Here is an 18,406-nt window from a genome sequence, read left to right as displayed (position 1 = left end):
TTAAATGTCTTTTAGCATTTTATGAAAAAGTAAAATTTCAATTAAACTCTTTTTTTCTATTCTACTGCAATTTAGCAAACCCACTTCAACTGCGTTAAACAATTCATCCAATCTTCCATTATCAAAAAGAGAACTTGAAGTTATGGTAACTCCTTTCTTTTCTAAAATAGCTTCTTTCATTTCTTCAATACTTTCAATATTTTTCAAAGGAACAAATGGATTGTCATTTAACTTTTTCATTGAATTGTTTATTTCAGATGCTTGCTCTTTAATCTTAGTGCTTATAATAGACAAAACATCATAAGTAACTTCTCCTAATTTTTGTATTTCTTGTATTTCATGGAGAATTATATTCTTAGTTGCAACTAAATCCTGATAAATGGATGTGATGCTTTTGTGCTGTGTGTACCTATTCAACAATTCTTCTTCTTTATTTTGCAATTTTGCCCATTGGTAATGAAACTGTAAAAATTTTTTGTCCCAACCATTCAGGTGATTGTTAAATAAAAACTCTCTGTCTGCCAAAAGTACATCAAAACACTGTTGTAATTTCTTCTTAGAATACTCAATGTCTTTATAAACCACCCTCTTTTCTGTAGCAACGCCATTGGCAATTTTTTGTGCAGTAACCATCACGGCTTCTATCTCTACAACCGGTTTCATTAATTCTTGAAGCTCCAGTTTTAAATCGTCTAATTTTGAAACAAACTCAACATGACTTAACGCTCTTAATTCATTTGAAACTTCCTGAATATCGATAATTCTGGGGACATTTAAAAAACGGTTGTCAAATGAATTAAAGTATTCCAAAACCAATGAGTCATCAACAGATTCGTCTTCAATAAATTTTTCTAACACAGAGGGTTCAACGTAACCTTCAGGTTTTTTACCAATATACTTTTCATAGATCAATGCGGTCATTTGTTCTTGCAACGTTTCCGGATTATCAAAAACAATCCAGGCAGAACGTTCATCGATCGGACAATCAACAAAAGGAATCTTGGCATTTTTTTCTCTCAAACTATTTGGCGGATGCGAGGCATACATACCAACTTTTGAATGCTCTTCATCTGAAAAAAAGTGTTTCCCTCCTAAATGATCAATTGGTAGAGCTTCCATTTTTTGATTAAAAACAGAACTGTTCTTATTAACTGAAACAGTTAAATGTTCATATAAATTTTTAGAAAATAAATTCTTTTTAACTGCATGATATCCATGACTAAGAATCGTGTTCCAACGAACAAATCCGTCATCCAATTTCCAAAGAGCTGAAACAATTGCCATGCTTCCGGTAGATTTCACAGCTACTTTATCGGCATTAAACTCCATTTCTCTTGACAAAGATGAATACATAATGTTTAAAAACATATAAAACAATTGAAGAATCTGTCTAATTAACCATATAATTGGAGTAATAATCCACGCTGCAAAAGACAATCTTATATCTGAACTTCTCCATTGGTCTAAAAGATTATCAAATTTATCTCTTGTAAAAATCATGTCGTGAATAATCGTGTTAGCACTATGAATATAACTACCAATTTTCATGCTCTTTTGTGCAAAATGACCAAATTCATGAGCTGTGACTGCTTTAAATTCACTTACATTTAAGCTTCCAACCAAACCCAAACCAATGGTTAGATCTTTTTTTGTAGGGAAAATTAAACTCAACCAAATATTTGAATAGGCTACATACGCATTTACGTCTGGATCTGCATAAATATTTTTAGGTTTTGGTGCTTTTGTCTCTTTACAGATTTGATCTACAAAAGAATAAAGTGAAGGATATTTGCTCTTCTCCAAAAGAATTCTGTTCTCCGGCTTACTGTTTTTAAGGTTAAAAATAAATTTCAGTGTAAAGGCAAACAACATAACAGACCCCGCAATCGCACCTAATTTCCCAAGAATAGTAAATTTATTAATATAACCTAACGGATAAATAAAACTATAATAAACCAAATACCCTAATCCGATTATCATTGAAAAGTACAATGCAAAAAAGAGCACAATAGATAGTATTGCTATTACTACTTTAAATTGGTAAGCTGATGATAATTTATTGAAGTTTTTGGGTAAAACCTCAGGCGAAGGCAATAAAATTACTGATGAATTCATGTCAAAAAGTTTGTAGGCTAATCTAATAAAAATTAACAATCTTACAAACTTTTTTTAAATTGTCTTACAGACTCTTCAAATCCTTAATCACTTTAAAAGCCACATCAACTTCTTCTTCGCTTACTAAAATCGTAAATTCATTGGAAGTTGAAATAACTTCGTTAATAATAATCCCTTCCCAAGCCAAACGTTGGAAAATGAAATAGTAAATTCCGGGAATACTAACGTTTTCTTTAGGAAGTTTTACGGTTATTGAAGCTAAATTTTCTTGTTTTTGAATTAACTTTTCAGTTGAAAAATGCTTGTCCACCAAATGACCAACACTTTGGCTCACAACAATGTTTGTTTCGTTTACACCTCTTGAAGAAGTATAAAAAATTCCGGTTTCTTTGTTGATTTCTGAAATCAAAGCCGCTTGTTTGTCTAAAATAGTTTCTGAAACGGCAAACGTATAATCGATTAACGAAGAGCGAACGGTGATTTCGCCAATGTTTTTTAAGACTTTTAAAATTTTATGATTAACTCTGAAATCCAATTCTTCAGATAGCCGTTTTAAGGCCATGACTACCGCTCCTTGCTTAACATCTTTACCCAATTCTTGCTCCAATTCGGGCATCATATTTCGGGATAATGAAGTGAGATTGATGATGCCTTGCGACAAAGCACTCAATAAAAAAGGTTTGGTTTTGATGTAATGCTCTACAACAGAAGAAATAGTTTTCATATCTATACGTTTAAAAACATTGCAAAGATATAAATAAAAACAATTTGTTACAATTATAACATTTAGTGTTTTATCAATTTGATTGTTTTCTTCTGTTGATTTTGGGTTACAGTCAGAAAATAAATACCTCCAGAAAGAAATGAAGTTTCTAATTGTAAATCATCTTTTGCTTTGCCATCAAAGATTTTATTTGCTTTTACATCAAAAAGTGAATAGGTAAAAAAAGTATCGTTCTTGGACTTTACATTTATAAAATCGTTAAATGGATTGGGTGATACTTCAAAAAAGGAAGTATTTGTATTCAAAAGCGACAAATTTTCACATAATTGACAATTGCTATTTGTAACATTCGTCTCATCATTCCCTTTTAATGCTTCGAAAAGTTCACCAGAAACACAACTTTCTTTCAAATAATAATCCAACCATAAATTGAGATAAGAAAAAATGATTTGATGCTGTTCATCTCTTGTAATAGTTGGTGAAGGAGAGCAAGTTCCATCTCCAACAGAACAGAAAAAGTTGAAATCCGCCATTTGACAATGGCTGGCTCCTGTGATGCCTAAATAATTTTTACAACTACTTTGTAGAGCGTTATAAATGAGCAATTGATTGGTTGCCGGTGGTGTAACACAATCATTTATGCCAGCAATTGTAAACGTAGGTAAAACAATAGAAGAAGATGTACCTATAGCAGAAGGATTGGTTTCTGCCGCTGCAAAAGTAACCACGTGATTGATTTGGGAAGAATATTGTACGGACAACAAAGCACAGCCACCTCCCATACTGTGTCCCATCACCGCATTTTTTGGAGAAATTCGAGAAAAAAACAGTGAACTTAAATCGGTATTTAATCCATTCATGGCTTCAATCACGAACGCTAAATCTTTGGCAAAATTGGTATGCGATGGTGAAAAAGAACCTTCTGTTTTGGGAAAAGCAATGATATACCCTTGTGGTACTAATTCCTCCCAAAAATTCTCATAAGCTTCAAAAGTCATGACAAAACCATGACCAAAGGACAACAAAGGAAAGGCATCAGTCGTGGAAGAAGTAACCGGAACATTGCTAGCATTACTATCGGCGGGATAAAAAACTTCTGTGGCAATTGTTCGATTGCGAGTACTGTCAAAAAGGTTTAAAGTAGTTCTACCAATTTGAAAAGGTTGAGCCAAAACAGTCATACCACCCAAAAACCATAACAAAAATACTTTTTTCATTTAAGCAACAAAATAGATTAATCTGCTAAAAGTAAGCTATTTACACGAAAAAATAAAAGGTTTACTAAAAATAATAAAAAGCATCTTCTAAGTGTTCAACAGTTATTTCTTGGTTGTTAAGAACAATACCAATAATATCGAAACGCACTTCTAAATCAAGATCATTTTCGTTCATATATTGATCGACCGCTTTTGCAAGATTTTGAATTTTTTTTCCTTTTACAAAATCTTGCGGTAAACCAAAATCGGCTGAAGTTCTGGTTTTTACTTCAACAATGGCTAAAATAGTATCTTTCTGAGCAATAATATCCAACTCGGCTTTTTGAAAAACCCAGTTGCGTTCCAAGATTTCATAACCTGCCTTTTGTAGAAAATCAGCAGCTATTTCTTCTCCTTTTTTTCCGAGTTCGTTGTGTTGTGCCATGATGATGCTTTATTTTCTGTGTCATTTCGACGATAGTAGAAATCGCATAAATTAGATAAAATAACAGCGGCCTAAGTTTATGTGATTTCTCCCGTTGGTCGAAATGACACAATTGGAAGTGAATTTAGCACTAAATATATTTAATTGAAAGCTTTATTCAAACTTCAAAATCGTTCCTTTTTCACTAACTTCCAGCGTAACTTGTTTTCCAAAAACCAATGCACGATTATCTGGGATATGTCCGGCTGGAAAATTATAAACGATCGGAATGTTGTATTTTTTAGTCACATCTTGAATAATTTCTAACGCATTTTTTCCCCACGGAATTTCGTTGTCGTTCATTTTTGTCATGCTTCCGATAACGATTCCTTTTAAACTTTCAAGGCAACCGTTGCGTTTTAGGTTCATCATCATTCGGTCGATGTGATATAAATATTCGTCTAAATCCTCCAGAAAAAGAATTTTATCTGAGCAATCTATCGCAGAATTTGACCCAAATAAACTGTATAAAATAGAAAGATTTCCGCCAACCAATTCGCCTTTTGCTTTGCCTACTTTATTCATTGAATCATGCGAAATTGTATAAGAAAGTTTTTCGCCAAACAAGGCTTTTCGTAAGCTTTCTTTGGCTTCGGGTGTAGCTCTAGGAATATTAACCGGCATCATGCCGTGAATAGATTGAAAACCCAATGTATTCAAATGACTATGCAAAACGGTAACATCACTAAACCCAATGACCCATTTTGGATTTTGTTTAAACTTAGAAAAATCGAGTAAATCGACCATCCGGACAGTTCCATAACCGCCACGAACGCACCAAATTGCTTTGATATTAGGATTATCCATTTGGGTTTGAAAATCTTTTGCACGGTCTTCATCCGTTCCGGCCAGTTGATGGTTATCTAACCCGATGGACGAACCAATTACAGTTTTTAAACCCCAATTTTCAAGAAATTCTTTGGCTAATTTTAAATCGTCATTCAAGTGTTTTCTGGCTGTGGCTACGATGGCAACCGTGTCGCCTTTCTGTAAATACGGTGGTGTTATCATTTTTTTATTTAATTGTGCATTTGTGTTGAAAAAGAGTGAAAGGAATAAAATGGTTATGGATTTTTTCATGGTTCACTGGTTTTCTTTTAACAAATAAACAAATTATACTTTGGTTTAGCAAGTTGATTTGTTTTGAAATGATTTGTTGAACGAATTTCTAGCCCGGATAGAAGTGGAAAGCCTTTTGAAGGATTGTTGTATTTTTTCTTGGCGGAAAAAAGCGACCTTGGGAGCTCTTTTTTTGCCTTAGAAAAAAACAACAAGACAAAAAAGCTTGGAACGGATAGCCGGAATAGCTTCTTGAAAAAAATAAATTACAATCTCTGAAGTCATTGCCTGTTGTCTCTGCGATAAAAAACTTATTTTTGCATCAGAAAACTTTAACGTTTGCCTTTTTGCGGCTTGGCGACTTGGCGAGAAACAAAATTTTATGATAGAAAATCCGAAAAGATATACGATTACGGCGGCATTGCCTTACACGAACGGCCCGATTCATATTGGTCATTTGGCGGGAGTTTATGTTCCGTCTGATATTTATGCTCGTTACTTGCGTTTGCAGGGGAAAGACGTGGCGTTTATTTGCGGAAGTGATGAACACGGTGTGGCGATTTCGATGAAAGCGAAAAAAGAAGGAATTACTCCTCAGGAAGTGATTGATAAATATGATGGAATTATCCGAAAATCGTTTGTGGATTTTGGAATTTCGTTTGATAATTATTCGCGGACTTCATCTAAAATTCACCACGAAACGGCTTCTGCTTTTTTTAGAAAATTGTATGAGAATGGCGATTTTATTGAAGAGACGAATGAGCAATTGTATGATGCGAAAGCAGATCAGTTTTTGGCCGATCGTTTTGTAGTAGGAACTTGTCCGAAATGTGGAAACGAAGAAGCGTATGGAGATCAATGTGAAAAATGTGGATCGACCTTAAATGCTACCGATTTGATTAATCCGAAATCGACAATTACGGGCGAAACTCCTATTTTAAAATCGACGAAACATTGGTTTTTACCTTTGGACAGATATGATGATTTTTTGAAGGAATGGATTTTAGTTGGTCATAAAAATGATTGGAAAACCAACGTTTTGGGTCAGGTGAAATCGTGGTTAGATGATGGTTTAAAACCGAGAGCCGTAACGAGAGATTTGGATTGGGGAATTGATGTTCCGGTGGAAGGTGCCGAAGGCAAGAAATTGTATGTTTGGTTTGATGCTCCGATTGGTTACATTTCTTCTACTAAAGAATGGGCTGCCAAAGAAGGAAAAGATTGGGAGCCTTATTGGAAAGATGCTGACACGAAATTGGTTCATTTTATTGGAAAAGATAATATCGTCTTTCATTGCATTATTTTTCCGGCGATGTTGAAAGCCGAAGGAAGTTTTATTTTGCCTGATAATGTTCCGGCGAATGAATTTTTGAATTTGGAAGGAAATAAATTATCAACTTCCAAAAATTGGGCGGTTTGGTTACACGAATATTTGGTTGATTTTCCGGATAAACAAGATGTTTTGCGTTATGCTTTGACAGCGAATGCCCCGGAAACAAAAGATAATGATTTTACCTGGAAGGATTTTCAAGCGAGAAATAATAATGAATTGGCTGCGGTTTATGGGAATTTCATTAATCGTGTGGTGGTTTTGACGAATAAATATTATGATGGGATTGTTCCTCAGCCGAATGAATTTTCGGAGGTTGATGAGCAGACTTTAGCAGAATTAAAAGCCTATCCGGCGGTGATTGCAAGTTCAATTGAAAGATACCGATTTAGAGAAGCTCAAGGCGAATTGATGAATGTGGCTCGATTAGGAAACAAATATTTAGCTGATGAAGAACCGTGGAAAATGATAAAAACCGATCCGGAACGTGTGAAAACACAGATGTATGTTGCTTTGCAAATTGCGACTGCTTTGGGGGTTTTGTCGGAACCGTTTTTGCCATTTACGGCTGAGAAACTTTCACGCATTCTTGTCATTCCGACGAAGGAGGACTCGAGCGATAGCGAACTGGCAAAGCAATCTCATAAAGGATGGGAAACCGTTTCCAAAACATCCGAATTATTAAAACCAGGTCATAAAATCGGTCAGGGTGAAATATTGTTTGCACAAATTGACGATGTTGAAATTCAAAAACAAATAGACAAATTGGAAGCCACCAAAACCGCAAACAAAATGGAAAACAGAACTGTTGAACCACAAAAAGAAACGGCAACTTTTGAAGATTTTTCAAAATTAGATTTACGTGTCGGAACTATTTTGGAAGCTGAAAAAATGCCAAAAGCCAATAAATTATTGGTGTTAAAAGTAGATACGGGAATTGATGTGCGAACGATAGTGTCAGGAATTGCAGAACATTTTTCGCCGGAAGAAGTCATTGGGAAACGAGTAACGGTTTTAGTGAATTTAGCACCAAGAGCATTGCGAGGTGTTGAAAGCCAAGGGATGATTTTAATGACCAATAATGCGGAAGGAAAATTAGTTTTTGTAAATCCGGATGCAGATGGGGTTGATAGTGGGGCGTTAATATCATAATGATGAAAAAACAACCCACCATCATCGCCTTCGATGCCGACGACACTTTATGGCACAACGAACCCTATTTTGATGAGGCTCAAGAACGTTTTTGCGAATTGTTTCAGGATTTTGCTTCCAAACAAGAAATATTGGGTTTAATTTTAAACCATCAGGTGAAGAATTTACCGTTGTATGGTTTTGGAATAAAAGCCTTTACGTTGTCCATGATTGATTCTGCCTTGGAATTGACTAACCATTCTATTTCTGGTCAAAATATTGCAAAAGTCATACAGATAGGAAGAGATTTACTTCAAAAACCGGTCGAATTATTGCCCGAAGTAGAAGGTGTTTTGCAGCAATTACATGGTAAGTACAAACTAATTATGGCTACCAAAGGCGATTTAAAAGACCAACACCGAAAATTACATGACTCGGGAATCGGCCATTATTTTCACCATATTGAAGTTATGAGTGACAAACAAGAAATCGATTATCAAAAAATGTTAGGCCGTTTGGATTGCAAAGCTGAAGATTTATTAATGATTGGCAATTCTCTAAAATCAGATGTGTTGCCTGTTTTGAATATTGGCGGTCACGCGGTTCATATTCCATATCACACCACTTGGGAATATGAGAAAATTGATTTTGAAATCAATCATCCTAATTTTAAAGCTTTTTCTTCACTACAAGAAGTTCTCACGCTTTTGTAATATGAAACTCCCGATTGCTTTTCATCCCATTTATAAACATCCGTTGCCGGAAGGTCATCGGTTTCCAATGATTAAATACGAATTGCTACCTCAACAATTACTTTACGAAGGAACAGCAGAACAAGATGATTTTTTTGAACCGGATGTGGCTAATTTAGAAACCGTTTTAAGTGTTCACAAACGTTCTTATGTGAATGAGTTGTTGGAATTAACTTTAGCTCCAAGAGCTGCCCGAAAAATTGGGTTCCCGTTATCGGCTGAATTAGTAGAACGTGAACTTCGAATTGCAAAGGGAACCATCATTGGAACTCAAAAAGCTTTTGATACCGGAATTGCGTTCAACATTGCTGGCGGAACGCATCATGCGTATTCAGACAGAGGCGAAGCCTTTTGTTTGTTGAATGATCAAGCTATTGCGGCTCAATTTCTTTTGAATCAAAACCTGGCAAAAAAAATTTTAATAGTCGATTTGGATGTGCACCAAGGAAACGGAACGGCAGAAATTTTTCATGACAATCCTTCCGTTTTTACTTTTTCCATGCACGGAAAATCGAATTATCCTTTTAAAAAAGAAGTTTCAGATTTAGATATTGCTTTGCCTGATGGCACCAATAATGAAACGTACTTAAAAATTTTATCCGAAACTTTACCACAATTAATACAAAAAGAAAAACCGGATTTTATCTTTTATCTTGCTGGCGTTGATATTTTAGCAACTGACAAACTAGGTAAATTATCTTGTACGATAGAAGGTTGCAAAAAAAGAGATGAAATGGTTTTTGAACAATGTTTAAAACATCAAATTCCTGTTCAAGTGAGTATGGGTGGCGGTTATTCACCGGAAATTAAAACGATTGTTGAAGCTCATGCTAATACTTTTCGAGCGGCAAAAGATTTTTTTAGTTAAAATATGTCCAGTTAATTCCGTCGCTTATAACGATTAAACTTCTATTATTTCCTTCGTACATATACACATCTGTACTTCCTGTAGTTGATGTTTTTGGGAATAACAATCCTCCAGCTGTTGTTAGACGTGCTGTAATAGTGTTTTGAATATTTCTTAAAACATAAACTCTTCCCGGAAAATCTACAGCATTAGGCAATCTAAATTCTTGATCGGTTATCAATGGTTGCAATGAAATATATACTCCGTCATCAATTAAAGTGGGTGCAGCACTTCCTACTAAAACAACGCTTTTTAAAGACAAATTCCCATTAATATCTAAAGTACTTAAAGGCATAGTTGTGTTAATTCCAACTTGTCCAAACGAACTAATTGAAAACAAACACATCAATACTAAAACGAAAATAATTTTTAACTGGCTCATACGATTTATATTAATTTACAATAAAGTTAAACAAACTGTTCAATAATTTAACACCTTACCCATACATCACCTTTACGAAAACGTTTTCGTGTTAAAAACTTTATAATTTATCCGTGTTCAAATTCTTATTTTCACAAAAAAAGCGACAATTTTTTAGGTTGTCGCTTTTTACTAATCTTAAATAAATTTAACTGGCGTTTAATAATGAAATAATATCGTTACCATATCGTGAAATTTTATTTTCTCCAAAACCTTTAATCTTTTTCAGTTCATCAACAGAATCCGGTTTTAGTTTTGCTATCGTCATCAATTCAGAATTATGGCAAATCATATATTGTGGTAATCCTAATTTGGAAGATTTCTCGCTTCGCCAATGTTTGAGTGAATTTAACGTATTTTTTTCTTCTTGCGTTAACTCATCATAATTCAAAACGGCCACTTTTTCAGTTTCAGTAGTTTCTTTTATTTTTTCAGTTTTTGGCGAATAAAAAACTAAAACCGACCAATAATCTATCATTCCTGTTATAAAATTGGTTGCCGTTTTTTCAACGTTTACATCGGTTAAAAACTGATTGATGGCGTCTTGATCGTTCTGTAAATGTTCCCCACTTACACGAACTCTGAAATGTTTTACTTTCATAATTTCTAGTTTAATGGATTTATTTACCTAACAACATTATATCATTCACAATCACTTCTGTGATGTAGCGTTTGTTTCCATCTTTATCATCATAGCTTCTACTGGCAAGTTTGCCTTCAATGGCAATTTCTTTTCCTTTTGTGACAAATTTTTCGATGATTTCGGCATTTTTATCCCAAGCAACCAAACGATGCCACTCGGTTTGTTCAACTTTTTCACCTTTTTTATTGGTGTAAGAATCATTCGTTGCGATAGTAAAATTGGCTACTTTTCCACCTTCAAAGGTTTTTACTTCAGGGTCATTTCCAACGTGACCGATTAACTGTACTCTGTTTTTCATTGTGTTCATGGCGTATAAAATTTAAATGTTTTTTTGTATTTGATTTTTTTTATTGAAATTAATATATGAAAGTTTTAATTCATCAAAAGCAGTTCATTCACAACCACTTCGGTTACATAACGTTTGTTACCTTCTTTGTCGTCATAACTTCTGGAAGTCAGTTTTCCGATGATACCAATTTGTTTTCCTTTATCAACAAATTTCTCGATGATTTCGGCTGTTTTTCCCCAAGCAACAACATTGTGCCATTGCGTTTGTTCTTTTTGATCTCCACTTTTGTTTACGAAAACATCTTTTGTGGCTAGCGATAAGTTTGCTACTTTTTTTCCTCCGTCTAAATCTCTAATGATTGGTTCGTTTCCAACATGTCCGATTAATTGTACTTTGTTTTTCATTGCATTCATGGCTTTTAAAATTTTAAATGGTTTATAAAAATTGTTGTCGTTCTTTCGTTTCGACATTGCAAAGTTGTGACAGTCTGCAAATTTTATTCGGTATAAAAACAATTACTTTCGGTTGTAAATATTTGTAAGCGTTTGTAAACGGAAAATATTTTTTGTATCTTGCAGAAAAACAAAATTATATGCACGAAGCAATTAAGAAAATTGAGTTACGAAATTTACAAATTGAAGATTACAAAGAATTGAAAAATTCGATGATGGAAGCCTACAGCGAACTCGAAAACTCGTATTGGAAAGAACATCATATCGAAAAATTACTCTCCATTTTCCCTGAAGGACAGTTGGTTGTTTTGGTGGACGGAAAAGTCGTTGGTTCTGCACTTTCATTGATTATCGATTATCGAAAAGTGATTGCTAATCACACTTATGCTCAAATTACAGGAAATTATAGTTTTGACACACATAATCCGCTTGGTGAAGTTTTATATGGAATTGATGTTTTTATACATCCAAAATACAGAGGTTTGCGTTTAGGAAGGCGTTTGTATGATGCTCGAAAGGAATTATGCGAACAACTGAACTTAAAATCCATCATTTTCGCAGGAAGAATTCCGAATTATATTGATTATATGGAAGAACTTTCTCCTAAACAATATATCGAAAAAGTAAAATTAAAAGAATTGTATGATCCGGTTTTATCTTTTCAAATCAGCAATGATTTTCACGTAAAGAAAATTATGAAAAATTATTTGGTTGGCGATAAAAGTTCAAACGAATATGCGGTTTTGATGGAATGGAACAATATTTATTATGATGAAAATCCGAATTTAATCAACACAAAAAAAAGTGTCATTCGTTTAGGATTGATTCAATGGCAAATGCGTCCGCTGAACAACTTAGAACAACTTTTTGAGCAAGCCGAATTTTTTATCGATGTTGTTTCCGGTTACGGAAGTGATTTTGCGTTATTTCCCGAACTTTTCACTGCTCCGTTAATGGCCGATTATAACCATCTTTCCGAAGCCGATGCTATTCGTGAACTAGCAAAACATTCCGAACCCATTCGAAAAAGATTTCAAGAATATGCCATTTCTTATAACATTAACATTATTACCGGAAGTATGCCGTACCTGGAAAACGGTGTTCTATACAATGTAGGTTTTTTGTGTAAACGAGATGGAACTAGTGAAATGTACACCAAAATTCACATCACACCCAACGAATCGTTGCATTGGGGAATGAAAGGCGGATCGCAAATTAAAACCTTCGACACCGATTGCGGAAAAATTGGAATCATGATTTGTTATGATGTTGAATTTCCGGAATTATCCCGTTTAATGGCCGATGAAGGAATGAATATTCTTTTCGTTCCGTTTTTAACCGATACTCAAAATGGTTACACACGCGTGAAACATTGTGCTCAGTCCAGAGCCATTGAAAATGAATGTTATGTTGCCATTGCAGGTTGTGTTGGAAACTTACCAAAAGTGAATAATATGGATATTCAGTATGCTCAATCGGCGGTTTTTACACCTTCTGATTTTGCTTTTCCAAGTAATGGAATCAAAGCCGAAGCCACGCCAAACACCGAAATGACATTAATTGTTGATGTTGATTTAGATTTACTAAAACAATTGCATGAATTTGGAACTGTTCGAATTTTGAAGGATAGAAGACATGATTTATACAACATTAAGAAATTAAAGTAAATAGTTATGAAAAACTGTTTAGAATGTAACGAAAAAATCATCGGTCGCGAAGACAAAAAGTTTTGCAGCGACGGTTGTAGAAATGCCTACAACAACAAAATGAACAAAGACAGCAACAATTTGATGCGAAACATCAATAATAAGTTGCGAAAAAACTATCGAATTTTAAGCGAATTAAATACCGAAGGAAAAAGCAAAACCACTAAATCAAAACTTCTTAGCAAGGGTTTTGATTTTGATTTTTTCACTTCCATTTTGCATACCAAAACCGGAAACACCTATCATTTTTTATATGATCAAGGTTATTTGGCTTTGGAAAACGACTATTTCATGTTAGTCAAAAGAGACAATTAACCACAACAAATTACCCATCATGAAAAAAAATTACGCTTCGTTACTCATTTCCGTTTTGTTGATGGGAATTATTTGGTTTATTTTCCATCGGATGATGCCTTCCGATTACTCAAAAAGAGACGTTCCGGCAGGTGAATTTTCAACCGAACGAGCGTTAAAACACATTAAAGAAATTTCCAAAGAACCGCATTATGTTGGCTCACCGAATCATCCCAAAGTGATGAATTATTTGGAAAAAGAACTACAAAAATTAGGTTTAGAAACTCAAATTCAGCAAAGCACGATTTTAAGTAAATGGAATAATTTAGTTGAAACAAAAAACATTATTGCCCGAATTAAAGGTTCAAATTCATCAAAAGCGTTGTTGCTTCTTACGCATTTTGATAGTGCTCCACACACCAAATCACTCGGAGCCAGTGATGATGCGAATGGTTTAGCCGTAATTTTAGAAGGAATTCGAACTTTTCTTCACAACAAATCAATCCACAAAAACGACATCATTATTGTTTTTTCTGATGCGGAAGAATTAGGTTTAAACGGAGCATATGCCTTTGCATCCGAACATCCATGGGCAAAAGAAGTCGGTTTAGTTATCAATTTTGAAGCCCGAGGAACTGCCGGTCCTTCGATGATGTTAGCCGAAACAAACTACGGAAATGCTAATTTAATCAGCGGTTTTGCAGCAGTGAATCCGAAATTTCCGGTTTCCAATTCGTTGATGTACAGTATTTATAAAATGCTTCCCAACGACACCGATTTAACCGCTTTTCGTGAAAAAGCTGATATTCCTGGATACAATTTCGCTTTTATTGATGATCATTTTGATTACCATACGGTTCAAGATAATTATGAAAATTTCACACCTGAGTGTTTGGAACATCAAGCTACTTATTTGATGCCGTTGCTTACTCATTATTCAAATGCCGATTTAAGCAATTTAAAAACAGACGAAGATCATGTCTATTTTAGTTCTGCAATTGGATTTTTTCATTATCCATTTTCATGGAATTTTCCGCTTTTAATTATTGCTTTTGTGCTTTTTCTTGGTGTTGTAACTATTGGATTGGGCAAACATTTATTAGATTTTAAAGAAGTTATACGCGGATTTGCACCATTATTTTTGTCAATTATACTTGGCGGATTGGTTACTTTTTTTGGCTGGGAAATGATTCAGTCTCTCTATCCTCAATACCAGGACATGCTTCATAAATTCACCTATAACGGTCATAGTTACATTGCTGCCTTTGTGTTTTTGTCTATGGCTATTTGTTTTTGGATTTACGCCAAGTTCACCAAAAGTAAATTAATGCCAAGTCATTTTGTAGCTCCATTATTTTTGTGGTTTATCATCAATTTTTTAATTTGTATTTACTTAAAAGGTGCTGCGTTTTTTATAATTCCAGCTTATTTTGCAGTTTTCATTCTCGCTTTTTTGGTGTTTAAAGAAAAATCAAATCCGTTTGTAAGTTTGGCTTTGAGCATTCCGGCTTTGATGATTTTAGTTCCGTTTATTCAATTATTTCCAATTGGTTTGGGATTAAAAATGTTAGCCGGAAGTTCCGTTTTGGTCGCACTTACATTTGCACTTTTGTTACCTGTTTTTGGCGATTATTCTAAAAAAGCCAATTGGGGAACGTTCTTGTTTATCATTTCCATCGGATTTTTTATCAAAGCTCATTTTGAAAGCGATTTTGAAAAAGGAAAAGGCAAACCCAATAGCCTGGTCTATGTTTATGATGCTGATAATGACAAAGCAAATTGGGCAACCTATGACAAAGTGTTAGACAATTGGACTAAGAATTATTTAGGTGAAAATCCAAGTTTAGACAAAAATTTGAATAAACACGGATTAAGTAGCAAATACAATTCCGGCTACAGTTATTCAGCAGAAGCTCCTATTAAAAACATTTCAAAACCTACTTTTACCTTTTTGAGAGATACAATTGTGGGCAATCAACGAGCAATTACAGTTAAAATTGAAGCCAATAAAAACGCAAATAGAATTGATGTTTTTGCTTCTGAAAAATTAAAAATCCATCATTTAAAAGCAAACGGAATTAAAAACATCAACCAAGAAGGAAGTTTTTATAAGCGAAAAAAATCCAATTTGCTGAATTATTATCCGATTAACAACAAACCGTTAACGTTGAATTTTCAAATTCACAAAGACGATAAATTGGATATGGATGTGATGATTTCTTCGTTTGATTTATTGGAAAATCCACAATTCAGTATTCCAAAACGACCGGATTCGTTTATTCCGATGCCATTTGTGTTAACGGATGCAATTATTGTGAAGAAAAAACTTCGAAAATCAGCTCCAAAAAAGGTTGAAATTATAGAAAAAGTTGAAACTGCCATCGATTCATTAACCACTCAAAAAGACAGTCTTGAAACAAATTAGCATTTTAGGTTGCGGCTGGCTGGGGTTTCCTTTGGCGAAACAATTAATTCAAAAAGGATATTCGATAAAAGGTTCAACTACAACTGAAACAAAATTAGAATTACTTCAAAGTGAAGGAATTAAACCATTTTTAATTTCGCTTAAAGCGAATGATATTCCGCGTGAAAATGCCGATTTTTTAGAAAATTCAGAAATTTTGATAATCAATATTCCACCCGGATTAAGAGGAAATTCTGAAGAAAATTTTGTGGCTAAGATGGAAAATTTCATTCCGTTTATCGAAAAATCATCAGTTAAAAAAGTGATTTTTGTGAGTTCTACTTCGGTTTATGCAGATAAAAATCAAATTGTTACCGAAGAAAGAATGCCAAATCCGGAAACGGAAAGCGGAAAACAATTGCTCATTACTGAAAATTTATTTTTAAATAATTCAAACTTTCAAACTACAATTCTACGTTTTGGCGGATTAATTGGCGAAGATCGGCATCCTATAAAATTTTTATCCGGAAGAAATAATATCGAAAATCCGGAAGCTCCCATCAACTTAATTCATCAACTTGATTGCATCAAAATCATTCAAAAAATCATTGAAAAAGAGGTTTGGAATACTGTTTTTAATGCAGTCGCTCCGTTTCATCCCACCCGAAAAAGATATTATACAGAAAAAGCATTGGAACTAAATTTACTCCCTCCTCAATTTAATGAAAATCAAGCTTCTGTCGGAAAAACGGTTTCATCCAACAAATTGATTACCGTTTTGAACTATGAATTTAAAAAATTAGGTTAAATTTACCTTTGCAAACTAAACTCATAAAATGAACAATCCTCCAAAATTTGCAGTGATCGGTGGCGGAAGCTGGGCAACTGCAATAGCAAAAATGTTGTGCGTTAACCAAGCTGAAATTTGTTGGTATATGCGAAATCAAAACGCAATAGACCATATTAAAACCGAAAAACACAACCCAAACTACCTTAGTTCAGTTGAATTTGATACCAAAAAACTCAAACTAACAACCGATATTAATGAAGCGGTTAGTTATGCCGATATTTTAATTTTTGCCATTCCATCTGCATTTTTAAATACCGAATTGGAAAAATTAACAGAATCCTTAAACGATAAAGTGATTTTTTCTGCCATCAAAGGAATTGTTCCTGAAACATTTTTGATTGTAGGTGAACATTTTCACAAAAAATACGACATTCCGTATGAAAACATTGGCGTAATCACAGGTCCGTGTCACGCAGAAGAAGTAGCGTTAGAACGTCTTTCCTACTTAACAATTGCCTGTGCTGATGCTTCAAAAGCAAAAATTGTGGCCAAAAATTTAAACAGCAATTACATTAAAACCAAAATATCCGATGACATTATTGGTACCGAATATGCTGCGATGTTGAAAAACATTTATGCAATTGCTGCCGGAATGGCTCACGGTTTAGGTTATGGTGATAATTTTCAAGCGTTGTTGATGAGTAATGCCATTCGCGAAATGAAGAAATTCATCAGAAAAGTGCACAAAATGAAACGAAATATCAATGATTCTGCCTATCTGGGCGATTTACTGGTAACAGGCTACTCCGTTTTTTCTCGAAACAGAATGTTCGGAAATATGATTGGAAAAGGCTACACCGTGAAAAGTGCCATGATGGAAATGAGCATGGTTGCCGAAGGCTATTATGCCGTAAAAAGTGCCTACAAACTCAACCAAGATTACAAAGCCAAAACGCCAATCATTGATGCGGTTTATGAAATTTTGTATGAAGGAAAAAACCCGAAAAGCGTATTTAAAAAATTAACGGATAAGTTGGATTAGATGAATTCACGTTGGAAATATCAAATAAAAACCGGAATTATATGGGGTTCTGTCATGTGTGTGATTATGACGTTATTTGATTTGAGAGAAAATTCATTTTATGATCAAATTTCAAGTTATATTTATTACTTAAGGTATTTGGGATATATTCTAATTGGAACTTTTTTTATAGGATATTTCAGTTGGAAAGAAAAAGTGAAACTTCAGAAAAAAGAATAAGCAGTTACTTCACTACCACCCCATTCTTAAACAAAACAGGCACTTCTTCAGTTGCTCGTTCATTGATGGTGTTAGTTCTAAAGGTAAATTTTTTATCGTATAAAGTGTTTCCAATAAAAAAAGTAACCATAAATTCGTTGTTCAACGCCAGCACTTTTGATTCAATCATTTCAATTTTAACGGCAGAAACCGACTCAATTTCAATGAAAGCGTGACGTAATAAAGACGTTTTTTTCATTTCACCATCAACAGTGCCAAAAGCTTTGGAAACGACCATTACGCTGTCTAATTTGAAGTCGCTGTCGTTAATCAAATACACATTCCAAACATTATCCATAAAGTCGTCGTTCCATTCTTGGATGGCGGCTAGAAAGACGTTTTCTACTTTGGGGATGATAATGTCGGATTTCATTTTTTATTTTTTTACCACGAAGACACTAAGAAGGCA

The 18,406-nt window shown here is 34.2% G+C and carries 19 protein-coding genes; 9 read left to right on the top strand and 10 right to left on the bottom strand.

Translation table 11 applies throughout. The annotated features are described in order from the left end of the window. From B4N66_RS13380 to B4N66_RS13360, 5 genes are all read right to left on the bottom strand, one after another. Positions 1–2,115: a M48 family metallopeptidase gene (locus B4N66_RS13380; RefSeq protein ID WP_291095346.1), complete on the bottom strand. Its 2,115-nt coding sequence runs from the start codon at positions 2,113–2,115 to the stop codon at positions 1–3. A 64-nt stretch (positions 2,116–2,179) separates the two neighbouring features. Next, the gene (locus tag B4N66_RS13375) at positions 2,180–2,839 is read right to left on the bottom strand and encodes an aspartate kinase (RefSeq protein WP_291095345.1); all 660 of its coding nucleotides are present in this window, start codon (positions 2,837–2,839) and stop codon (positions 2,180–2,182) included. A gap of 62 nt (positions 2,840–2,901) precedes the next feature. Continuing rightward, positions 2,902–4,056 (bottom strand): T9SS type A sorting domain-containing protein, encoded by a 1,155-nt coding sequence (locus B4N66_RS13370; protein WP_291095344.1) that lies wholly within the window; start codon positions 4,054–4,056, stop codon positions 2,902–2,904. A gap of 64 nt (positions 4,057–4,120) precedes the next feature. Then, a complete protein-coding gene (locus B4N66_RS13365; protein ID WP_291095343.1) occupies positions 4,121–4,480 on the bottom strand; it encodes a YraN family protein in 360 nt (119 codons plus the stop codon). 153 nt (positions 4,481–4,633) lie between these two features. Then, positions 4,634–5,530: a S66 peptidase family protein gene (locus tag B4N66_RS13360; protein WP_291095925.1), complete on the bottom strand. Its 897-nt coding sequence runs from the start codon at positions 5,528–5,530 to the stop codon at positions 4,634–4,636. Positions 5,531–5,960: 430 nt separating this feature from the next. On the opposite strand from B4N66_RS13360, the gene metG reads away from it, so the two are divergent. From metG to B4N66_RS13345, 3 genes are read left to right on the top strand one after another with little or no spacing between them, the layout of a single operon-like run. Beyond that, a complete protein-coding gene (gene metG / locus B4N66_RS13355) occupies positions 5,961–8,060 on the top strand; it encodes a methionine--tRNA ligase (protein ID WP_291095342.1) in 2,100 nt (699 codons plus the stop codon). A 2-nt stretch (positions 8,061–8,062) separates the two neighbouring features. Continuing rightward, on the top strand, positions 8,063–8,752 hold the full coding sequence (locus B4N66_RS13350) for an HAD family hydrolase (RefSeq protein ID WP_291095341.1): 690 nt from the start codon (positions 8,063–8,065) through the stop codon (positions 8,750–8,752). 1 nt (position 8,753) lies between these two features. Continuing rightward, a complete protein-coding gene (locus tag B4N66_RS13345) occupies positions 8,754–9,659 on the top strand; it encodes a histone deacetylase family protein (protein ID WP_291095340.1) in 906 nt (301 codons plus the stop codon). Here the strand turns inward: B4N66_RS13345 and B4N66_RS13340 are convergent. From B4N66_RS13340 to B4N66_RS13325, 4 genes are all read right to left on the bottom strand, one after another. Further along, positions 9,652–10,080 carry a hypothetical protein gene (locus B4N66_RS13340; RefSeq protein WP_291095339.1) on the bottom strand — a complete coding sequence of 143 codons (429 nt, stop codon included), beginning with the start codon at positions 10,078–10,080 and terminating at the stop codon, positions 9,652–9,654. The genes B4N66_RS13345 and B4N66_RS13340 overlap by 8 nt on opposite strands. 187 nt (positions 10,081–10,267) lie before the next feature. Continuing rightward, positions 10,268–10,720, bottom strand: coding sequence for an HRDC domain-containing protein (locus B4N66_RS13335; RefSeq protein WP_291095338.1), 453 nt, complete (start codon positions 10,718–10,720; stop codon positions 10,268–10,270). A gap of 19 nt (positions 10,721–10,739) precedes the next feature. Then, entirely contained in the window at positions 10,740–11,069 is a 330-nt protein-coding gene (locus B4N66_RS13330; RefSeq protein ID WP_291095337.1) for a single-stranded DNA-binding protein, read from the bottom strand. Between the two features lie 65 nt (positions 11,070–11,134). After that, on the bottom strand, positions 11,135–11,464 hold the full coding sequence (locus B4N66_RS13325) for a single-stranded DNA-binding protein (RefSeq protein ID WP_248436733.1): 330 nt from the start codon (positions 11,462–11,464) through the stop codon (positions 11,135–11,137). A 179-nt stretch (positions 11,465–11,643) separates the two neighbouring features. Between B4N66_RS13325 and B4N66_RS13320 the strand changes: the two genes are divergently transcribed. Genes B4N66_RS13320 through B4N66_RS13295 form a run of 6 tightly spaced genes read left to right on the top strand, consistent with a single transcriptional unit; the run spans position 11,644 to position 17,958 of the window. Beyond that, entirely contained in the window at positions 11,644–13,170 is a 1,527-nt protein-coding gene (locus B4N66_RS13320) for a bifunctional GNAT family N-acetyltransferase/carbon-nitrogen hydrolase family protein (RefSeq protein ID WP_291095336.1), read from the top strand. 6 nt (positions 13,171–13,176) lie between these two features. Continuing rightward, positions 13,177–13,524 carry a hypothetical protein gene (locus B4N66_RS13315; RefSeq protein WP_291095335.1) on the top strand — a complete coding sequence of 116 codons (348 nt, stop codon included), beginning with the start codon at positions 13,177–13,179 and terminating at the stop codon, positions 13,522–13,524. 19 nt (positions 13,525–13,543) lie between these two features. Continuing rightward, positions 13,544–15,928 carry a M28 family peptidase gene (locus B4N66_RS13310; RefSeq protein ID WP_291095334.1) on the top strand — a complete coding sequence of 795 codons (2,385 nt, stop codon included), beginning with the start codon at positions 13,544–13,546 and terminating at the stop codon, positions 15,926–15,928. Beyond that, positions 15,915–16,715, top strand: a complete 801-nt coding sequence (locus tag B4N66_RS13305; RefSeq protein ID WP_291095333.1) for an NAD(P)H-binding protein — start codon at positions 15,915–15,917, stop codon at positions 16,713–16,715. Before B4N66_RS13310 ends, B4N66_RS13305 begins: the two co-directional genes overlap by 14 nt. 28 nt (positions 16,716–16,743) lie before the next feature. Next, a complete protein-coding gene (locus B4N66_RS13300) occupies positions 16,744–17,739 on the top strand; it encodes an NAD(P)H-dependent glycerol-3-phosphate dehydrogenase (RefSeq protein ID WP_291095332.1) in 996 nt (331 codons plus the stop codon). Beyond that, positions 17,740–17,958 carry a hypothetical protein gene (locus B4N66_RS13295; RefSeq protein ID WP_291095331.1) on the top strand — a complete coding sequence of 73 codons (219 nt, stop codon included), beginning with the start codon at positions 17,740–17,742 and terminating at the stop codon, positions 17,956–17,958. A 4-nt stretch (positions 17,959–17,962) separates the two neighbouring features. On the opposite strand, the gene B4N66_RS13290 is transcribed toward B4N66_RS13295, so the two are convergent. Continuing rightward, the gene (locus tag B4N66_RS13290; RefSeq protein WP_291095330.1) at positions 17,963–18,370 is read right to left on the bottom strand and encodes a hypothetical protein; all 408 of its coding nucleotides are present in this window, start codon (positions 18,368–18,370) and stop codon (positions 17,963–17,965) included. Positions 18,371–18,406 lie beyond the last annotated feature (36 nt).

The organism is Flavobacterium sp. UBA2787 (genome assembly GCA_002352205.1).
In the GTDB taxonomy this organism is placed as follows: Bacteria; Bacteroidota; Bacteroidia; order Flavobacteriales; family Flavobacteriaceae; genus Flavobacterium.
Note: the sequence above shows the minus strand (reverse complement) of the source record. Positions and strands in the feature narration are given on the sequence as shown.